Source organism: Methylomonas sp. LWB (assembly GCF_001856095.1).
GTDB classification, from domain to species: domain Bacteria; phylum Pseudomonadota; class Gammaproteobacteria; order Methylococcales; family Methylomonadaceae; genus Methylomonas; species Methylomonas koyamae_A.
The window spans coordinates 262053-282094 of sequence record NZ_MKMC01000034.1 but is presented as its reverse complement, the minus strand read 5'-3'; the positions used below and the strand labels follow the sequence as shown (position 1 = coordinate 282094).

The window sequence follows — 20042 nt, the reverse complement described above, 5'->3', positions numbered from 1 at the left end:
GAAGTGCCGATAAAAAGGTAAAACAAAGCGGGGAGTCTACCACAGTTTATGCGATAGCTCTCCCCTGGCCCCGGTCCGGTCGCCTCATGGCAAAGCCGGCGTTGCTTAGTCGGCCTGGCGTCTCAAAAAGGCCGGCACGTCCAAGTAATCCAGATCGACATCGTTGCGCGGTTGAGCGCCGAATCGCGATTCGCGGGCCGATTCCTGTTTTTGCTGGCGGATCACGGTCGGTTTTTCCAATTGACCGTAATCGACTTCGCCGGCCGCCACTTTCTTGACCAGACTGATCGGCGCGGCCGCCTTGACTTTTTCGCCCATGCCGGTGGCGACGACGGTGACCTTAACTTCGGTACCCATGGCCGGATTGACCGCCATGCCGATTTTGATGTCGGCATCGTCGGACGCGAAGGCATGCATGATGCTGCCGATTTCGTCGAACTCGTTCAAGCCCAGGTCGCCGTTGGACGTGACGTTCACCAGAATGCCGCGCGCGCCTTGCAGATTGATGTCTTCCAAGAGCGGGCAAGCGATGGCTTTTTCGGCGGCCAAACGGGCACGGTTTTCGCCGCTGGCGACGCCGGTACCCATGATCGCGCTACCCATGTTGGACATTACGGTGCGGACGTCGGCGAAGTCCACGTTCATCAGACCCGGATGGGTGATCAGCTCGGTGATGCCTTGTACCGCGTCCAGCAGCACGTCGTTGGCGACCCGGAACGAATCGACCAGCGAACGGTTATTGCCCAGTGTCGGCAGCAGTTTTTGGTTAGGGATAATGATCAACGAATCGACCAGTTTTTCCAGGTCGCGCAAGCCGGACTCGGCAACCGCTTTCTTTTTGGTGCCTTCAAAGTCGAAGGGTTTGGAGACCACCGCCACGGTCAACACGCCCAGTTCCTTGGCGACTTCGGCGAAGACCGAGATCGCGCCGGTGCCGGTGCCGCCGCCCATGCCGGCGGTCAAGAACACCATGTCGGCGCCGTCCATGACTTCGCGAATACGCTCGCGGGTTTCCTCGGCGGCGGCGCGGCCGACTTCCGGCCGGGTGCCGGCGCCCAGACCCTTGGTCAGTTCCACGCCGAGTTGCACGATGGTATCCACGCTCATTTGTCTCAGGGCTTGGGCATCGGTATTCGCGCAAATGAATTGCACGCCGTCGATGCCGGTTTCCACCATGTGATTGACGGCGTTGCCGCCGCCGCCGCCGACGCCGATGACTTTGATAACCGCCGTGCCGCTACTGTCCAATAATTCATATTTCATTTTTACGCCCTCCAGACAAACAATTAAAAATTACCTTGAAACCAGCTTTTGATTTTCGAAAACAAATCCAGACCTTCTTCGTTCAACCCCAACGCCCGGCCATGATGGTCCTTGCCGTATAGCAGCAAGCCTACCGCGGTCGAATAAATCGGGTTTTCCGCCACATCGGTCAATCCCGACACGTGCAGCGGAACACCCATGCGGACCGGCATGTGGAATATCTCCTCCGCCAACTCCGTCAAACCCTTCACTTGCGAACTGCCGCCGGTGATGACCATGCCGGCGGCGATCAAATCTTCGTAACCGCTGCGGCGCAGTTCGGCCTGCACCAACAGCATCAATTCCTCGTAGCGCGGCTCGACGATCTCGGCCAGATTTTGCGCCGAGATCTTGCGCGGCTCGCGGTCGCCGATGCTGGGCACGTCTATCGTTTGTTGCGGATCGGCCAGTTGGGTCAGCGCGCAGGCAAACTGGCGCTTGATGTCCTCGGCGTTCTTGGTCGGCGTACGTAGTGCGACCGCAATGTCGTTGGTGACCTGGTCGCCGGCGATCGGGATCACCGCGGTGTGCTTGATCGCGCCTTCCGAAAAAATCGCCAGGTCGGTGGTGCCGCCGCCGATGTCGATTAAACACACGCCCAAATCCTTTTCGTCGTCGGTCAACACCGCCGAGCACGAGGCCAGTTGTTCCAGCACGATGTCGTCGACGTCCAAACCGCATTTGCGGATGCATTTGACGATGTTTTGTTCGGCGCTGACGCTGCTGGTCACCATATGTACCTTGGCTTCCAAACGGATGCCGGACATGCCGATCGGCTCCTTGATGCCTTCCTGCTGGTCGATCACAAACTCCTGCGGCAGGATGTGCAGGATTTTCTGATCGGCAGGAATCGCCACCGCCCGCGCCGAATCGATCACCCGGTCGATGTCGTGCTGGGTGACTTCCTTTTCCTTGATCGCGACGATGCCGTGCGAATTCAGACTTTTAATATGGCTGCCGGCAATCCCGGCGAACACCGATTTGATTTGGCAGCCGGCCATCAGCTCGGCTTCCTCGACCGCGCGCTGGATCGAGTGCACGGTCGATTCCAGATTGACGACGATGCCTTTTTTAAGGCCCTTGGACGGTGCCGTGCCGATGCCGATGATTTCGATTTCATCGCCGCCCCGGTACTCGCCGACGATGGCCGCGACCTTGGACGTGCCGATGTCCAGCCCCACTAAAATATTTCGATCTGTCTTTTTGGCCATTTTCGTTTGCTCTGTAAGCGTTTAAATCAAGTTCTTATTCTTTTCCACAATGGCTTTCCAATCGATGGCAGCCACTTCCGGTTTCCAGGTCACCGCGTATCCGTTCGGATAGCGGGTATCGACGCTGGCCATCATGGCCACTTGCTCGGCGCCCAACAAATCCATCGTTTTTAAAAAGCGTTGCATGTTTTCCAGCGGCGCCTTGCGGCCCAACTGCATTTCCAAGCCGCTGGCCAACTTGAGCCGCCAGGCGCGCCGCTCGTTGACGTGAAACTCCGCCAGCTGCAACGATTTATCCTTCAAGACGATATAAACGCCCTTCATGATTTCCAGCAGTTTCTTCTCTTGACCGGACGGACCGGTAATCAACGGCAGATGCCGAAACGGTTCGATATTGTCCGGGGTCAGCACATCGCCCTGCTTGTTTAGCAAGGCATTGCTTCCCCAGCGAACCACCGGCTTGTGCTCGACGATTTTGATATGCACCGCGTCCGGCCAGACCCGCTTGACGTCCACCTTGTCCACCAGCGGCAAATCCTTAATGGCCTGATGAACCGCCTGCATATCGGCATGGTAATAACCCAGCTTCATTTGCGGCGCCAACACCTGTTTCAGGCGCTCCTTATCGGTATATTGAAAGGCGCCCTCGATCTTCACGTAGCGGATCGGCTGGTTGCGCAGCATGCCGGTACTGACTTTTTGCCAGCCCCACCAACCGCCGCCGCACAGCAAGGCCGCGAGCAATAAAGTCCTAAGCCTGATCACCGCTCGCCACCATACTGGTTTCCAAAATTCGCCAGACCAGTTCTTGGAAATCGATGCCCACCGCCTTGGCCGCCATCGGTACCAAGCTGTGGTCGGTCATGCCCGGCACGGTATTGACTTCGATCAATTGCAGCCGGCCGCTGTCGTCGATGAAGGCATCGACCCGGCCCCAGCCGCTGACGCCGACGGTCTGACAGGCTTTCAATGCCAGGGCTTGCAGTTCTTTTTCCCGTTCATTGTCCAAGCCGCAAGGGCAGTGATATTGAGTGGTGTTAGCACGGTATTTGGCGTCGAAATCGTAAAAAGTGTGCGGCGTTTCCAGCCGGATCGCCGGCAGCGCCTCGCCGTTTAGCATGCCTATCGTGTATTCCTGGCCTTGTATCCATTGTTCGGCGTACACATCGCAACGGTATTGGCTGGCCAGTTTCAGCGCGGCAGCCAGTTCTTCACGATTGTGGGCCTTGCTCATGCCGATGCTGGAGCCTTCTTGGGCCGGCTTGACGATGACAGGAAAACCCAGCGCATTGATGCAGGTGTCGAGGTCCTGGTCGCCGGTCAGCAAAAACCAGCGCGGCGTGGGTAGACCGGCGCCTTGCCAGCACAATTTAGTGCGCAGTTTGTCCATCGCCAACGCCGAGGCCAGCACGCCGGAACCGGTATACGGCAATCCCAATGCTTCCAGCACCGCTTGCAACACGCCGTCCTCGCCGCCGCGGCCGTGGATCACGTTAAAAACTCGGTCGAAGCGCTGGCCGGCCAACGCGTCGATCGGGCTGGCGGTGACATCGATCGCCACGGCGTCGACGCCGCCGGCTTTCAACGCCTGGTAAACCGCATTACCGCTGTTCAGCGACACTTCCCGCTCGGCGGCGGTGCCGCCCAGCAACACCGCGACCTTGCCGAATTCGCTCGGGTTTTTGATTTGCAAGGGTTTCATTGTTTCTCACCTATCCGGCAAACTTCGGTTTCCAGCGCAACGCCGAATTGCGCCTGTACCCGGTTTTGGATCAGTTCGATCAGCGTTTCTATGTCCGCCGAACTGGCCTTGCCGCTGTTTTCGATAAAATTGGCGTGCTTCTCCGAGACCACCGCGCCGCCGACCGCGTAGCCTTTCAGGCCGCAGGCTTCGATCAGCCGCGCCGCGTAATCGCCGGGCGGGTTTTTGAACACCGAGCCGCAGGTGGGCTTGTTGGTCGGCTGGCTGGCGTTGCGTTTTTCCAGCAAACTCTTGATGTGTTGCTGACTGGCTTCGCTATCGCCCTTACGCAACAGCAATTGGGCCGATAAAAACCATTCGTCTCTCAGACCTTGCACCGAGCGGTAGGCCACTTCGAATTCGCCGTGATTGCGCAACGCGACGGCGCCGGCGCGGTTGATCGTTTCCACTTTATCGACGATACGCCAGGTTTCGCCGCCGAAGGCACCGGCGTTCATCCGCAACGCACCGCCCATCGTGCCGGGAATCCCGGCCAAAAACTCGGCGCCGACCAGCCCCAGATCGCTGCAAAACCGGGCGACGTGGGCACAGGGCACGCCGGCTTCGACGTAGACGCGTTCGGAATCGAGCAAATACAGGTCTTTCAATCGATTCCGGGTGTGGACCACCGTGCCTTTGACACCGCCGTCGCGCACCAAAAGATTGCTGCCCAGCCCCAACCAATACAAGGGTTCTTCGACCGGCAACTCGGCGATGAACGCGATCAGGTCGGCTTTGTTTTCTGGTACATACAGGCGCTCGGCAGGGCCGCCGACCCGCCAACTGGTGTACTTGGCCAGCGGCTCGTCGGTCAGCAAAGTGCCTTTCCAGGTCGCGGTAGCCATCATGTCGCCAGCCTCTGGGAGGCCAGCGCCTCGGCCAGTTTTTGCGGCAGATCGGCGGCGATCTGGCCGACGTTGCCGGCGCCCATCGTCAAAATCACATCATCCTTGGCAACGATACCGGCCAATATCGTCGGCAAGTCCTCGCGGTTTTGTACGAACACCGGATCGACCTGACCGCGGGTTCGGATCGAACGGCTCAGAGCCTTGCCGTCGGCGCCCGTGATCGGCGCTTCCCCGGCGGAATAGACATCCAGCAAGATCAGCACGTCGACGCCGGACAAGACTTCGACAAAATCCTCGAACAGATCGCGGGTGCGGGTATAGCGGTGCGGTTGAAATACCACCACTTTGCGGCGTGTCGGCCAGGCTTGGCGCAGAGCTTCCAAGGTCGCGGCCAATTCGCGCGGGTGATGACCGTAGTCGTCGACCAGCGTCAGCTTGCCGCCGGCAAATTCGATGTCGCCGTTGATTTGAAACCGCCGACCTACGCCCTTGAATTCGGCCAGACTTTTGACGATGGCCTCGTCGGCCACGCCCAGCGCGGTGGCGATCGTGGTCGCCGCCAGCGCGTTCAGCATGTTGTGCCAGCCGGGCAAATTCAGCGTGACTTGCAACGCCGGCAAATTGCCCCAACGCAGTACCGTGAAGTGGGTGCGCAGGCCGTCTTGCTGGATGTCGACCGCTCGCACGTCGGCGTAGCTGCTGACGCCGTAGGTTTTGACCGGTTTGGACACGTTAGGCAGCACGTCGCAAACGCCGGGGTCGTCGATGCACATCACCGCCAACCCGTAGAACGGCAGTTGGTGCAAGAACTTCAGGAAGGTTTCCTTCAGTTTGCCGTAGCTGCCGCCGTAGGTTTCCATGTGGTCCTGGTCGATGTTGGTGACGATCGCCATCATCGGTTGCAGGAACAAAAACGAGGCATCGCTTTCGTCGGCTTCGGCGACCAGATATTTGCCCAAACCGAGCTTGGCGTTGGCGCCTGCGCTGTTCAAGCGCCCGCCGATCACGAAAGTTGGATCCAGGCCGCCCTCGGCCAGCATCATCGTCGTCAAACTGGTGGTCGTGGTCTTGCCGTGGGTGCCGGCGACGGCGATGCCGAAGCGGAAGCGCATCAGTTCGGCCAGCATTTCCGCGCGGGGAATCACCGGAACCCGATTTTCGTAAGCGGTGACGATTTCCGGGTTTTTACGGTCGACGGCGGTCGACGTGACCACCACATCGACATCGGCGACGTTTTCGGCCCGATGGCCGAAATAGACTTTGACGCCCAGGCTTGCCAGGCGATCGGTCACCGGCGATGCCTTGATGTCGGAGCCGGACACGCTGTAACCCAGGTTACTCAACACTTCGGCGATACCGCTCATGCCGGTGCCGCCGATGCCGACGAAATGGATTTTGTCGATATCGCCGAGCGCCTGATTGGCGGCGGGAATGCTGGGGCGGTTCATGACGCGGCCTCTAGGCTAAGCAACTCGGCGCACAAGTCGGCGACGGTTCGGGTGGCGTCGGGGCGGGCGAGGGCCTTGGCGGCGCGGCTCATTTCAGGTAATGCGGTCATCGCTTGTTGGATAGCCTTGCGCAGATTTTGCGCGTTCAATTCGGATTGCGGCAGCAGCAGCGCGGCGCCGGTCTCGGTTAAATAGCGGGCGTTGGCGTTCTGATGGTCGTCGATCGCGTGCGGCAACGGCACGAATATCGCCGGCAGCCCGCATGCGGCGACTTCGCTGACCGTCATCGCGCCGGCCCGGCAAACGATCAGATCCGCCCATTGGTAGGCGCCGGCCATGTCGTCGATAAAGGCGAGCGCTTCGGCGTTTATTGCCAACTCGCGGTAACGCGCGGCGACCTCGGCTTGCATGGCGCCGCCGGTTTGGTGTTTGACGTCCAGTTTGTCCAGGCCGGCCAGGGCGTCCGGCAGCGTCTCGTTCAAGACCTTCGCGCCCTGACTGCCGCCCAGCACCAGAATCCGGACATTTCTGCCGGCGCTCGGCGTCCATTCGGATTTATCGGCGATTTCGGCGAAAGCCTGTCTGAGCGGATTGCCGGTACAGATGGCGCCGACGTCACTTTCGAAGCTGTTCGGAAACGCTTCCAATACCTGGCGGGCCGCCAAACGGGCTAGCCAGCGGTTGGTCGTGCCGGGCACCCGATTTTGTTCGTGGATTATCAGCGGGATGCCCAACCATTTCGCCATCAAACCGCCCGGACCGGCGACGAACCCGCCCATACCTAAAACCAGGTCGGGATGGCGTTGCCGCAAGATGGTTCGCGCCTGCCAGCAGGCTTTTAGTAAACGCAAGGCGCCGGCCAGCTTAGCGAGCAAGCCCTTGCCGCGTAGGCCGGCCACGGCCAGCCAATCGATTTCGAATCCGTGAGTAGGCACCACCTTGGCTTCCAGGCCTTTTTCGGTGCCCAGCCAACTAACCCGCCAGCCGCGTTCGCGCAACTCTTGGGCGACGGCCAATGCTGGGAAGACGTGGCCGCCGGTGCCGCCGGCCATGATTAAAATGTGCTCGCTCATACCGGCCGCCCTTTCACGTTGTTCTTGTTGTGTTCGGTTACTTCATAATGAATCCGAAACAACACCGCCACCGCTCCGCACATGACGATCATGCTACCGCCGCCGTAACTCATCAGCGGTAAGGTCAAGCCCTTGGTCGGCAGGATGCCCATGTTGACGCCCATGTTGACGAAGGCTTGAAAGCCGAACCAAATGCCCAGACCGTAAGCCACCAGGCCGGAGAACTGCAGGCCGGCGAGTTGGGCTTGCTCGCCGATCGCGAAGGCACGGATCAACAACGCCGTGAACAGGCCAACCACCAGAATGACGCCCAACAAGCCGAGTTCCTCGCCCAATACCGAAAACAAGAAGTCGGTGTGGGCTTCGGGCAGATAAAACAGTTTTTGCAGACCGTTCCCGAGGCCAACCCCGGCAAACTCGCCGCGGCCGAAGGAAATCAGCGCCTGGGTCAGCTGATAGCCGCTGTCCCTGGCGTGTTCCCAGGGGTCCAGAAAGCTGATCACCCGCTTCCAGCGATACGGCGAGGTGTAGGCCAGCATCGCGGCGGCCATCGAAACCGAAGCTACCAGCACGACAAAAGGCGACAAACGCGCGCCGCCCAGAAACATCATGCCCATGGCGATGATCAAAATGACCACGGCCGAACCGAAATCCGGTTCCAGAAGCAGCAACATGCAGGCTACCGAGAACAGCATCAACGGTCGAAGCAGGCCGAAAATCGAGCGTCGGACATGATCGCCGTGCCGAGTGATATAGCCGGCCATGTAAATGACCGAAATGAATTTGACCACTTCGGAAACCTGAATCCGCAGGCCGAGTATCGATAGCCAGCGAATACTACCGTTGACGCGGACGCCGACCCCCGGCACCAGCACCACCAACAGCAATACCAGTCCGGCGATGAACAGCGGCTGGCCCATTTTTTCCCAACTTTTCATCGGCACATTCAATACAGCGGCGGCAAAACCCAGGCCCAGCGCGATGTGCACCAATTGCTTAAACGGAAAATGCGAAATGTCTTCCGCCATCTTGACGCCCAAATGTAGCGAGGCGGACACGACCATGATGAAGCCCACGCCGAGCAGGCTGAAGCAAGCCAGCATTAACACCGGATCGACGTGGAGCCGATTTTGCGCGCGGGGTTTCGGGGTCGGTTTCAGCATGACGGCAGTTCCATCACCGCTTCGGCGAATTTGTTGCCGCGATCCACGTAGCTGCGGTATTGATCCAGACTGGCGCAAGCCGGCGACAGCAATACCGTGTCGCCTTCGCCGGCCAGACCGGCGGCGATTCGGACCGCCTCCTTCATATTGCCGGCGAAATGAACCGGCACGCGCTCTTGCAACGCGGCGGCGATCAGATCGGCATCCTTGCCCATCGCGACGACCGCCTTGGCCTTTTCGGCAACGGTCGGTGCCAGTTCGCTCATGTCGGCGCCCTTGGCGTCGCCGCCGGCAATTAGAATCACTTTGCGTTCGTAGCCTTGCAACGCGGCGATACAGGCGCCGACGTTGGTGGCCTTGGAATCGTTGACCCAGTGCGCGCCGGCTTTTTCGGCGATTTTCTGCATTCGGTGCGGCAGTCCCTTGAACTTGCGTAATGCGTCGCACATCGCGGTCATGCTCAAACCGACCGCTTGGCCCAGCGCCAGCGCCGCCAACGCGTTGGCGAGGTTGTGGCTGCCCTCCAGGCGCAAGCGATTGGCGGCCATCAGGGCTTGCTCGCCGTGCATCAAATAATCGGTTTCGCCGCGACGCAGATAGAAGTCGGCGGTGTCGCGGATCGAGAAGGTCAGGCAGGGGCGGTCGGCTTCGCGCATCGCCATCACCAGCGGATCGTCGAGATTCAACACCATCGCGCCGTCGCCCCTGAATACCCGTTGTTTTTCGGCGGCGTAGTCGGTCATGCCGGCGTGGCGATCCAGATGATCCGGGGTGACGTTCAACACCGTCGCGGCCGTGGCGTTCAGCGCGGTGGTCCGTTCCAACTGAAAGCTGGACAATTCCAGCACGTATAGATCGGCGTCTTGCTGCAATAAATCCAGCGCCGGCGTGCCCAGATTGCCGCCAATCGCGGTTTTAACCTCGGCCGCGTTGCCCATGTCGCCCAGCATGGTAGTGACGGTGCTTTTACCGTTCGAGCCGGTAATCGCGACGACCGGCTTGTCGGTCGCGCAAGCAAACAAATCGATATCGCTGATGACACGGACACCAGCTTGTATGGCTTGGCAAATCGCGGCCTCGGCCAGCGACACGCCGGGACTGATGACCAGATGGGTGGCGACGGCCAGGGCCGATTGATCGAAACCGCCGGTGAACACCGGCACGTCAGGCATTTGTTCGCGCAAGACATCGATCAGCGGCGGATTTTTCCGGCTGTCGACGACCGCGAATTTCAACGGGGTTTTTTGCAGGAATTGGGCAACCGACAGGCCCGTTGCGCCCAGTCCGACGATCAACAGCTTGCTGTTCGCCGCGGTCAGCGCGAAGTGGTGTTCAAGTTTGGCCAGTAACGCGTCGATGTCCATGCTTATCTCAGTTTCAGGGTGGCCAGGCCGATCAGCACCAGGATGACCGATACGATCCAAAAGCGGACGATGATGCGGGGTTCCGGCCAGCCTTTCAGTTCGTAATGGTGATGAATGGGTGCCATCAGGAATACCCGTTTCTTGCGGGTTTTATAGGAGGCAACCTGGATGATGACCGACACGGTTTCGACGACGAAGATGCCGCCCATGATGACCAGCACGATTTCCTGACGCACCAAGACCGCGACGATGCCCAGCGCGGCACCCAGGGCCAGCGCGCCGACATCGCCCATGAAGACCATGGCCGGATAGGCGTTAAACCATAAAAAGCCCAGGCCCGAGCCGATCAGCGCCGCGCAAAACACCACCAATTCGCCGGAGCGGGGAATGTGCGGGATTTGCAGATATTGAGCGAAATTGGCGTGGCCGGACAAATAGGCGAAGATCGCCAGCGCGGCGGCGATCATCACGGTCGGCATGATGGCCAGGCCGTCCAGGCCGTCGGTTAAATTGACGGCATTGCTGGAGCCGACGATGACGAAATAAGTCAGCACCACGTAACTCCACCCCATGTCCAGCGTGACGTGTTTGAAAAACGGTACGATGAATTGGGTTTCGGCGGGGACTTGCGCCGTGTTGTACAAATAAATGCCGGCCGCCAGCGCGACCACAGATTGCCAGAAATACTTGGCCCTGGCGGACAAGCCGTCGCTGTTGCCGAGCAGCACTTTTTTATAATCGTCGATGAAGCCGATCACGCCGTGCGCCAAGGTCACCACCAATACTACCCAGACGTAACGGTTGTTTAGGTCGGCGCACAGCAAGGTGCTGATCGCCACCGAAAACAAGATCATCGTGCCGCCCATCGTCGGCGTGCCGGATTTGGACAAATGGCTTTGCGGACCGTCGTCGCGCACGCTTTGGCCGATTTTGCGGCGAGTCAGTCTTTCGATCATCGCCGGACCGATCAAAAACGACATCGCCAACGCGGTCAACACGCCCAAAATCGCGCGGAAGGTCAGATAGTGTAAGACCCGGAAACCGCTGTCCAAACTGCTGAGGTAGTCTGCGAGTAAAAGTAACATTAGGCTGCTCTAAAGGGGTGGGTGAGCGCCGCCGCGACGTTTTCCATCTTCTGGGCCCGAGAACCTTTCACCAATACGGTTTCGGAACCGGCCAGCGCGGTCGTCAGCGCGTCGATTAATTGTTGTTGTGTGTCGAAATAATCGCCGCCGGCGCCGAACGCGGCGACGGTATGGCGAGTCAGTTCGCCGGTCGCGAACAGGCGCGTCACGCCCGCGGCTTTGATTAATTCGCCCATCTCGCGGTGGAGTCGCGGGCTTTCCGGCCCCAGTTCGCCGAAAGCGCCCAGCGCCAGCCATAGCGGCCGCTGCCGGACAGGTACCGCGTCTAGTGCGGCTTTCAACGAGGCTGGATTGGCGTTGTAAGTGTCGTCGATGACGATATTGCCCAGCTTTCCTTGCAAGGCCTGCATGCGGCCGGTCACGGACCGCAGTTGTTCCAGGCCGCGCCGAATGTCGGCAAGCGGAATGCCGAATTGCAGGGCCACGGCGGAAGCGGCCAGCGCGTTTTTGACGTTATGGGCGCCGGCCAGCTTTAGGTGGATGGTCAGGCGCTCGGCGCCGGTGATCAGGTCGAAATGGGTGTCGAAGCCTGCCGGGTCCAACGCGGTTTCGATCCGTTCGGCGCGAATATCGGCGGCTGGCGTCAAGCCGAACGACACAGTCTTGCGCTGGCCGGCCAAGCTCAGCCAGTAGTCGTAGTAGGCGTCATCGCGATTTAAAACCGCGATGCCCGCCGCGCCTAGATTCTCGACGATTTCACCCTTGGTTCTGGCCACGCCGTCGGTATCGCCGAAACCTTCGATATGGGCGGGGCCGACGTTGGTGATGACGCTGACGTCGGCCTGGGCACGCCGGCTGGTGTAGGCAATTTCGCCGGGGTGGTTGGCGCCCATTTCGATGACGGCGTAGCGGTGGGATTCACGTAATTTCAACAAGGTCAGCGGCACGCCGATGTCGTTGTTCAAATTGCCCTGAGTGGCCAGTGTTTCGCCTTGGGTGGCGAAGATGGCGGCGAGCATTTCCTTGACCGTGGTTTTGCCGTTGCTGCCGGTGACGCCGGCTACCCGCACCGGTAATTGCCGGCGCCAGTGGCCGGCCAACTCGGCCAACGCCAAATGGCTGTCGGCGACGACGATTTGCGGCAGGCTCGATTCGACCGGGCGCTCGACCAGCAACGCCGCCGCGCCGGCCGCTTCCGCATTGGCGGTGAAATCGTGACCGTCGAACTGGCGACCCTTGATCGCGATATATAAATCGCCGGGCTGTAAGGTACGGGTGTCGATGCCGACGCCGCTGATCGTTCGATCCGGTCCGGTCAAGCTGCCGGCCACGGCCGCCGCGATGTCTATCAGGTTTAGGTTCACGGCGCCCTCCATTCGGCCAGCGCTTGGCGAACCACGGCCTGGTCGCTGAACGGCCATTTGACGCCGGCGATGTCCTGGTAGTCTTCGTGGCCTTTGCCGGCCACGACGATGCAGTCGTCGGCTTGGGCTTGTTGTATGGTGGTGACGATGGCGGTGGCTCTGTCGTTGATTACGGTAATTTTTTGGCTTTCGCAGCCGCTTAAAATATCTTTGATAATGTCGGCCGAAGCTTCGTGGCGCGGGTTGTCGTCGGTAACGATGACCTGATCCGCCCAGGTTTCGGCGATACGCCCCATTTGCGGCCGTTTACCCTTGTCGCGATCGCCGCCGCAGCCGAACACGACTTTCAGTCGGCGAGCGCCCTTGACCGCGCGCAAGACTTTTTCCAAGGCGTCGGGGCTGTGCGCGTAATCGACGAATACCGTCGGCTTATCCTGGCCGCCGAAGCGTTCCATGCGGCCGGCAATCGCGCGTAAATCGGCCAGTTTGGCGACCGCGCTTGCAAACTCATGGCCGGTCGCCAGCAATACGCACAACACCGCCAACAGGTTTTCCAAGTTAAAATCGCCGGCGATGCCGGTCACGGCGCGTAGGCGTTGCTTTTGGTACACCGCGTCGAATGCGATGCCGTAGGCGTGGTACTCGATGTTTTCCGCGACCACGCCATGTGCGTCCGCCAGGGTTTTGCCGGATTTGCTGTAAGTCCAGTGCGTAGCGCTCGGCGCGATGCTCGCCAAAACTTCGGCGCTGCAGGCGTCGTCGAGGTTGACTACCGCGAATTGCAGCGTCGGCCATCCGAACAACTTCAACTTGGCTTGCAGGTAGTCGGCCATCGTGCCGTGGTAATCCAAGTGGTCGCGGCTTAAATTGGTAAACACCGCGCCGGCGAATGTCATGCCGTTGACTCGGCCCTGTTCCAGTCCGTGCGATGAGACTTCCATTGCCACCGCGCGTTTGTTCCGCCGCAGCAGTTCGGCCAACATTTGTTGCACCGCCAATGCGTCCGGCGTGGTGTTGGCGGTCGGCTGCAAATTATCGACCTCGCCCCAGCCCAACGTGCCGATCACACCGCAAGCTTCGAGCGCTTGGGCGATCAGTTGGCTGCAAGTGGTCTTGCCGTTGGTGCCGGTCACGCCGATGACCGTCAAGCGGTCGGACGGCTTTTGGTAAAACCGTGCGGCGATGTCGCCCAGGCTCTCGCTCAATCCGGCGACCGCGACGGCGGTTATTCCGGGCGTAACGGCCGCTTGTTCCGGCCGGCCGGCCGGGTCGTAAACGATGGCAATAGCACCGTTAATCAGCGCTTGGCCGGCATGAGTCAGTCCGTGTTGGTTCGAGCCGTTCAGCGCGATGAAGGCGTCGCCGGGGCGAACTTGCCGGCTGTCCAAGGCCAGACCGGCGATGTCGATATCGTCGGTGGCGGTGGCGTAGCCTGAAAGTAGCTCGGTCAATTTCATCGTTTGCTCAACAGTAAATGCATGGTGTCGACGCCGTCCGGTTCGACCCCGTAAACCCGCAATGCGCCGGCCATCACCCGCGAAAACGCCGGGGCGGCGACCAAACCGCCGTAATACTGGCCGCTGGTCGGCTCGTCGACGACGATCGCGATGATGAAGCGCGGGTTGCTGGCCGGCGCCATGCCGACGAACACCGACAGGTATTTGTCTTCGGTATAGCCGCCGGCCATCGCTTTTTTGACGGTGCCGGTCTTGCCGGCAACGCGGTAACCTTCGACGCGAGCCTGGTAGGCGGTGCCTTCCTTGCTGATCACGTGTTCCAGCATGTCCCGAACTCGGCGGGCGGTTTCCGGTTTGAATACGCGTTGGGCGTCCGGGTCCTCGTCGCGCTTCAACAAGGTGACCGAATGCAGCACGCCGTCGTCGGCCAGCGCGGTATAGGCGCGGGCCAATTGCAATACCGAGGTCGAAACGCCGTAACCGAACGACAGCGTCGCCTGGTCGAATTCATGCCAATTCTGATAATCCAATAGCGTGCCGCTGGCTTCGCCCGGAAAACCGACGCCGGCCGAGGTGCCGAAGCCGAGTTTGCTGTAAATTCCCCAAAAATATTCCGGCGGCATCGTCATCGCGATTTGGGTGACCGCGATATTGCTGGATTTTTGCAATACATGCGTCAAATCCAATGTGCCGTAGTTATGCACGTCCTTGACGACGTTGCGGCCCAGGTGATAGGCACCGTGGGTTTCTATCATCACGTTCGGGCTGATATAGCCGCCGTCCAAAGCCGCCGCGACGACGAAAGGCTTGACCGTCGAGCCGGGCTCGAAACTGTCTACCATCGCCCGGTTGCGATAACGGTTGCTGCTCAGTTCCTTACGGTTGTTCGGGTTGAACGCCGGTTGGCTGACCGTGGCCAGCACGTCGCCGTTTTTGGCGTCCAACACGACCAGCGAGGCCGAATGCGCCTTGTTTTGAAGCATGGCGTTTTGCAATTCCCGATATGCCAGATACTGGATGCGCTCGTCTATGGTCAGGACCAAATCCCGGCCGGGTACCGCTTCTTCGATATTTTCGACATCCTTGATAATTTGGCCCTTGCCATCCTTAATCACCCGTTTTTTGCCGGGCTGGCCGCGCAAGATATGTTCGTAGCCGTGCTCCATGCCTTCCTGGCCGACATCGTCAATGTTGGTGAATCCCAACAAATGCCCCGAAACCGCGCCGGCCGGATAATAGCGCTTGAACTCGCGCTCGAAATACACGCCGGTAATATCGAGTTCCTTGACTTTTTCAGCCACATCCGGATTGATCTGCCGGCGGAGATACAAAAAGCGTTTGTTGGCGTCTTTCTCTTTTTTTAACTGCGCCCGTAATTCCTTTTCCGGATAGCCGAGGATTTTCGCCATCGGCGTCAGCTTGTCCTGTTCGGCGTCTTTCAATTGTCGCGGATTGACCCAGATCGATTGCACCGGCGTGCTGATCGCCAGCGGTTCGCCGTTTCGATCCTGAATTTGGCCGCGATAGGCCGGCACCGGTACGATGTCGATGTGCTGCATGTCGCCCTTGTCTTGCAGGAACTCCTTGTCCAGCACCTGCAAATACACGGCACGACCGATCAAGGCCGACATCGCCACCAGCATCAACGTCAACAACATGCGGCGTCGAATCACAAAATCTGAACTTTGCGGCAACCCGACCGCCCCCGTGGTAATACGCATTTACGGTTTTATGTAGATGATTTTGTCCTGCGCTGGCAACGTCAACATCAGCCTTTGCCGGGCCGCGATCTCCACTCGGTTTTCCTCGGTCAAGGTGGTCAATTCCAGTTGCAAGCGACCCCATTCCACTTCGTAATCGTCAAGTTCCTTTTCCTTTTTCTGAATTTCCATGAATAACAGTCGCGATTCGTACTTGCTGTAGATCACTGCTATCGCCGAGATCAGCAACATCGCCACTAACGCCGTCAGGAAAATATTTCGAGCGATAGCCATCAGCGTTTCTCCGCCACGCGCATTACCGCACTACGCGCGCGGGCGTTGGCTTGCAATTCGTCGTCCTGGGCGCGGATCGCCTTGCCGATTTTGCGCAGTCGGCCTTGCTCAATATCGCGCTCCCGGACCGGTAATTTGCCTGGGTCGTGCTTCGCGCCGGCCTCGTCGCGGATAAAGTTCTTCACAATGCGGTCTTCCAGCGAATGAAACGAAATCACGACTAATCGCCCCTCAGGCGCCAACGCCTCCAACGCCAGCCGCAGGGCGGTGCGTAACTGTTCCAATTCCTGATTGATTTCTATCCTGATGGCCTGGAAACAGCGTGTGGCCGGGTGTTTGTGTTTGTCTCGGAACGGCACGTTGTCTTCGATTAGTTTGGCCAATTGCGCTGTCGTCGTCAGCGGGTGCGATTGCCGCTGGGTGACAATGGCCTTGGCTATTCTGCGCGAATAGCGTTCTTCGCCGTATTCGAAAAAAATTCTTGCCAGTTCCGATTCTTCTACCTTGGCCAGATATTCGGCGGCCGTCGGGCCGCGTTGCGAGTCCATGCGCATGTCCAACGGGCCGTCGCGGAGAAAACTGAAACCGCGTTCGGCCTTATCCAGTTGCGGCGAAGAAACGCCCAAATCCATCAAGATGCCGTCCAATTTGCCGTGACAGCCCGATTGCTCCGCCACGGTAGCCAGCTCCGAGAAGCAAGCGTGATGAAGGCTGAAGCGCGGATCCGCTTTCAGTTCGTCGGCGGTCGCGCTAACAATCGCATCGTAATCGCGGTCCGTGGCCAATAGTCGGCCGGATTCGCCAAGCCGGGTCAAGATACCGCGGCTGTGGCCGCCTCTCCCGAAGGTGCAGTCCAGGTAGACGCCGTTAGGTTTTATCCGGAGTTCCCGCAGGGCTTCTTCGTATAAAACAGTCTGGTGGCCGGACATCCCGGTCAGAACGACAAGGAGCCGAGTTCTTCAAGGCCCTCGGTGTCGTTGCCGTCCATCCACTCCTGTTCCTTGGCCTTCCAGGCTTCGTCGTTCCAGATCTCGAACTTGTTCAGTTGACCGACCAAAACAATATGTTTCTCCATGCCGGCAAACTCTCTGAGCTTTTCCGGCAGCAACAAGCGGCCCTGAGTATCCATTTCACATTCGGAAGCGTTGCCAATCACAAATCGGCGCAATTTGCCGGCCATCTTGTTAAGTGTCGGCAGCTTGCTGATGGTTTGTTCGAGTTTTTCCCACTCGGGAAGCGGGTACAGCCACAGGCAGCCCGGCTCGCCTATGCATTTGTCGTCGACGGCGACAGTCACAACCATTTGGCGGTCACAGCACTCTTGTAACTCCTCCCGGTACCGAGTAGGAATCGCAACGCGCCCTTTCGCATCCAAACTGATTGAACTAATGCCTCGAAACAAGATACGCCTCAAATTTCCAAAAAATTCCCTTTTAAACCACTTTATAGCACTTTTGTACCACTATAGTTTTCAACGGTGGGTTAGTCAAGAGGCATTTAGATTAAATTCTTTCTTTTTCTACAATGACTTAGACAGGATTGGCTGGGAAAAACCCCGAAATCCAGGGAAACGAGTGAAACTCGATTTTTATCAAAACCTTAACGGGAATTTGTTAGGCAACGCACAATCCGTGGGGCGTAATGCCCCTGTTTTTAAAATGAATTGCGTATTGATGACCGGGAGGTCGGTGCGACAGGTCAATATTCCGACTTCGGATTACGACCCAGCAGATTTTGAACGGCTTGTAGCGGAGCGAGCTGATTGAACAATACGTTGTAAACCTGCTCGGTGATGGGCATTTCGACGAGATGTTTTTGTGCGAGAGTCTGGGTCAGGCGCGCGGCGGAGATACCTTCCACGGCCTGATTAATGTCGGCCAGCGCCTGACTTTGGCTCTTACCCTGTCCCAAGGCTAATCCGAAGCGGCGATTGCGCGACTGGTCGTCGGTGCAAGTTAGAATTAAATCGCCCAGACCGGCCAAACCCATGAAGGTATCCGGCTGGCCGCCCAAGCGAATGCCGAGGCGGATAATTTCGCTAAGGCCGCGGGTAATCAACGCGGAGCGCGTGTTCGCTCCAAAACCCAAGCCGTCGGCAATGCCGGCCGCTATCGCCAGGACATTTTTACACGCGCCGCCGACTTGCACGCCGACGATGTCGGTACTGGTATAAACTCTAAAGCGTTGATTGTGGAGAATTCCGGCCAGTTCGGCCGCGAAAGGTTCGGAAATCGATGCAACGGTGAGCGCGGTGGGTAGGTCGTCGGCGACTTCCCGAGCGAAGGTTGGGCCCGATAGTACCGCCGTCGCCGCGCCATGCCCCAGAACGTCGGCGGCAACATCGCTGAGTAACGCACCTTCCGCGCCGTCAAAGCCTTTAGTCGCCCAGGCAATTTTCGGCGACTCGTCTAGCATCGGTTTGATTGCGGTCAAAGTGTCCCGGAACGCGTGACTGGGAACCGATATCAGCAAAATGTCGCTGAATTCAACCGCCTGTTTCAGATTGCTGGTGACGGCCAGGTTGGCCGGAAACGGTTTGTCCGGCAGATAGCGCCGGTTTTGCCGATCGGTATTTAGGTCGGCCACATGCCGTGGATTGTGAGCCCACAGCATGGTAGCGCTGCCGTTTCTGGCGGCTTGAATCGCCAGAGCCGTTCCCCATGAACCGGCACCGAATATGCTGATCGCGGGCGGCATTAAAACAGCTTAGTTTAAGGTTTTATCTTCAGGAGCTTGCTGAGCTTGAGCTTGTTGTAATTGCTGCATATACAGCGCGTCGAAATTGACCGGAGCCAGAATCAATTGTGGGAAGCCGCCCTTGCTGACCAAGTCGGAAATGACTTCTCGAGCGTAAGGGAACAAAATGTTGGGACAGAAGCTGCCTAGCATCGGCCCCATTTCCTGATCGGTGAATCCGGCGATCATGAAAATGCCCGACTGATTGACTTCAACTAAAAATGCGGTGGCCTCGCCCACTTTGACGGTAACCGTCAAGGTCAGCGACACTTCGTAAACCGAGGTGTCTATCGCGTTGACATGGGTGCCCAGGTTCAAGTCCAGCGTGGGTTCCCATTTTTGGGTAAAGATTTTCGGCGCGTTGGGGGTTTCAAAAGAAATGTCCTTGGTATAAATCTTTTGAATGACGAACTGCTTGTCGGTCTGGGCGTTGATTTCGGCCATGAGTTTCCCTTCGGTGTTGTGGGTTAGGATTGAGTTTTGCTGATTTTGACCGGCAGTTTATAGTCTTCCCAGGATTGCATTCCGCCGGTCATGTTAAATACTTGTTCGAAACCCGCCTTGGTCAGCGTCTTGCATGCCGCCGCCGAACGCGCGCCGGTTTGGCAGGTGACGATTACCGGGTGTTGTTTGTGTTTTTCCAGCGAGGCCAGCTTCTCCTCCAGTTTGCCTAATGGGATGTTAATGGCGTTCTCGATGTGGCTTTTGCCGAATTCGTTCAACTCCCGGACATCCACCACCACGCTGTTGGTATTGTCCATCTTGGTCACCGCAATCAGCGGGGAGATGCTTTCGAATTTATTGAACGAGTTGGAAATCAAATCCTGGATCAGCAAAAAAATGACGCAGACCAGCGAAAAGGCAAGCAAATAGTGGTTGGTGGCAAATTCGATATATTGGTCCATCGTTAAATTCTATTGAGGTTTCGGAAACTAAAATTCAAGTGCTGCAAAACACGCTGCGCATCATTTGGATCAGGTGTATTACGCGTTCGTCGTCGATAAAATAGTAAACGCGGTTTGCTTCCTTTTTGTAATCAAGGATGCCTTTGTCCCGCAAAATGGCCAAATGCTGGGAAATGTTGCTCTGGCTAGTGCCGACCTGCTCCACAATATCCTGGACGCTAATTGAGTTGCTGCCCAACACGCAAAGAATTTTGAGGCGTAACGGGTGAGACATCGCTTTCAAGCAGCAGGCGGCGCGACTGATGTCCTGGTCGTCGTAGGAATTGCTGTGGTCTATTTCTTCCATTGATC

Annotated in this window: 20 protein-coding genes; all 20 read right to left on the bottom strand. The window is 58.3% G+C overall.

What is annotated here, in order from left to right; translation table 11 throughout:
* Positions 1-105: 105 nt before the first annotated feature.
* Positions 106-1263: a cell division protein FtsZ gene (gene ftsZ / locus BJL95_RS15120; protein WP_064028472.1), complete on the bottom strand. Its 1158-nt coding sequence runs from the start codon at positions 1261-1263 to the stop codon at positions 106-108.
* Between the two features lie 23 nt (positions 1264-1286).
* Entirely contained in the window at positions 1287-2513 is a 1227-nt protein-coding gene (gene ftsA / locus BJL95_RS15115; protein WP_064028474.1) for a cell division protein FtsA, read from the bottom strand.
* A 21-nt stretch (positions 2514-2534) separates the two neighbouring features.
* Positions 2535-3278 (bottom strand): cell division protein FtsQ/DivIB, encoded by a 744-nt coding sequence (locus BJL95_RS15110; RefSeq protein WP_064028476.1) that lies wholly within the window; start codon positions 3276-3278, stop codon positions 2535-2537.
* Positions 3265-4215 (bottom strand): D-alanine--D-alanine ligase, encoded by a 951-nt coding sequence (locus tag BJL95_RS15105; RefSeq protein WP_071159067.1) that lies wholly within the window; start codon positions 4213-4215, stop codon positions 3265-3267. Before BJL95_RS15105 ends, BJL95_RS15110 begins: the two co-directional genes overlap by 14 nt.
* Positions 4212-5102, bottom strand: coding sequence for a UDP-N-acetylmuramate dehydrogenase (gene murB, locus BJL95_RS15100; RefSeq protein ID WP_064028480.1), 891 nt, complete (start codon positions 5100-5102; stop codon positions 4212-4214). The genes BJL95_RS15105 and murB overlap by 4 nt, the downstream gene beginning before the upstream one ends.
* Positions 5099-6550 (bottom strand): UDP-N-acetylmuramate--L-alanine ligase, encoded by a 1452-nt coding sequence (gene murC / locus BJL95_RS15095; protein WP_064028482.1) that lies wholly within the window; start codon positions 6548-6550, stop codon positions 5099-5101. Before murC ends, murB begins: the two co-directional genes overlap by 4 nt.
* The gene (murG, locus tag BJL95_RS15090) at positions 6547-7623 is read right to left on the bottom strand and encodes an undecaprenyldiphospho-muramoylpentapeptide beta-N-acetylglucosaminyltransferase (protein ID WP_071159065.1); all 1077 of its coding nucleotides are present in this window, start codon (positions 7621-7623) and stop codon (positions 6547-6549) included. Before murG ends, murC begins: the two co-directional genes overlap by 4 nt.
* Positions 7620-8786, bottom strand: a complete 1167-nt coding sequence (ftsW, locus tag BJL95_RS15085; RefSeq protein ID WP_071159063.1) for a putative lipid II flippase FtsW — start codon at positions 8784-8786, stop codon at positions 7620-7622. The genes murG and ftsW overlap by 4 nt, the downstream gene beginning before the upstream one ends.
* On the bottom strand, positions 8780-10150 hold the full coding sequence (murD, locus tag BJL95_RS15080) for a UDP-N-acetylmuramoyl-L-alanine--D-glutamate ligase (RefSeq protein ID WP_071159061.1): 1371 nt from the start codon (positions 10148-10150) through the stop codon (positions 8780-8782). Before murD ends, ftsW begins: the two co-directional genes overlap by 7 nt.
* A 2-nt stretch (positions 10151-10152) precedes the next feature.
* Entirely contained in the window at positions 10153-11235 is a 1083-nt protein-coding gene (gene mraY / locus BJL95_RS15075; protein ID WP_064028490.1) for a phospho-N-acetylmuramoyl-pentapeptide-transferase, read from the bottom strand.
* The gene (gene murF, locus BJL95_RS15070; protein ID WP_071159280.1) at positions 11235-12599 is read right to left on the bottom strand and encodes a UDP-N-acetylmuramoyl-tripeptide--D-alanyl-D-alanine ligase; all 1365 of its coding nucleotides are present in this window, start codon (positions 12597-12599) and stop codon (positions 11235-11237) included. The genes mraY and murF overlap by 1 nt, the downstream gene beginning before the upstream one ends.
* Positions 12596-14056, bottom strand: a complete 1461-nt coding sequence (locus BJL95_RS15065) for a UDP-N-acetylmuramoyl-L-alanyl-D-glutamate--2,6-diaminopimelate ligase (RefSeq protein ID WP_071159059.1) — start codon at positions 14054-14056, stop codon at positions 12596-12598. Before BJL95_RS15065 ends, murF begins: the two co-directional genes overlap by 4 nt.
* Positions 14053-15777 carry a penicillin-binding protein 2 gene (locus BJL95_RS15060; protein WP_064028494.1) on the bottom strand — a complete coding sequence of 575 codons (1725 nt, stop codon included), beginning with the start codon at positions 15775-15777 and terminating at the stop codon, positions 14053-14055. The genes BJL95_RS15065 and BJL95_RS15060 overlap by 4 nt, the downstream gene beginning before the upstream one ends.
* On the bottom strand, positions 15778-16050 hold the full coding sequence (gene ftsL / locus BJL95_RS15055) for a cell division protein FtsL (protein WP_064028496.1): 273 nt from the start codon (positions 16048-16050) through the stop codon (positions 15778-15780).
* Positions 16050-16979, bottom strand: a complete 930-nt coding sequence (gene rsmH / locus BJL95_RS15050) for a 16S rRNA (cytosine(1402)-N(4))-methyltransferase RsmH (RefSeq protein WP_071159057.1) — start codon at positions 16977-16979, stop codon at positions 16050-16052. Before rsmH ends, ftsL begins: the two co-directional genes overlap by 1 nt.
* A gap of 5 nt (positions 16980-16984) precedes the next feature.
* The gene (gene mraZ / locus BJL95_RS15045; RefSeq protein ID WP_064028500.1) at positions 16985-17452 is read right to left on the bottom strand and encodes a division/cell wall cluster transcriptional repressor MraZ; all 468 of its coding nucleotides are present in this window, start codon (positions 17450-17452) and stop codon (positions 16985-16987) included.
* Positions 17453-17748: 296 nt separating this feature from the next.
* Positions 17749-18747, bottom strand: a complete 999-nt coding sequence (locus BJL95_RS15040; RefSeq protein ID WP_071159055.1) for an NAD(P)H-dependent glycerol-3-phosphate dehydrogenase — start codon at positions 18745-18747, stop codon at positions 17749-17751.
* Positions 18748-18756: 9 nt separating this feature from the next.
* The gene (gene secB / locus BJL95_RS15035; protein WP_064028504.1) at positions 18757-19230 is read right to left on the bottom strand and encodes a protein-export chaperone SecB; all 474 of its coding nucleotides are present in this window, start codon (positions 19228-19230) and stop codon (positions 18757-18759) included.
* Positions 19231-19253: 23 nt separating this feature from the next.
* Complete coding sequence (locus BJL95_RS15030; RefSeq protein WP_064028506.1) at positions 19254-19691, bottom strand: rhodanese-like domain-containing protein; 438 nt, start codon at positions 19689-19691, stop codon at positions 19254-19256.
* A gap of 34 nt (positions 19692-19725) precedes the next feature.
* Positions 19726-20037 (bottom strand): metalloregulator ArsR/SmtB family transcription factor, encoded by a 312-nt coding sequence (locus BJL95_RS15025; protein WP_064028508.1) that lies wholly within the window; start codon positions 20035-20037, stop codon positions 19726-19728.
* Between the last annotated feature and the right edge of the window lie 5 nt (positions 20038-20042).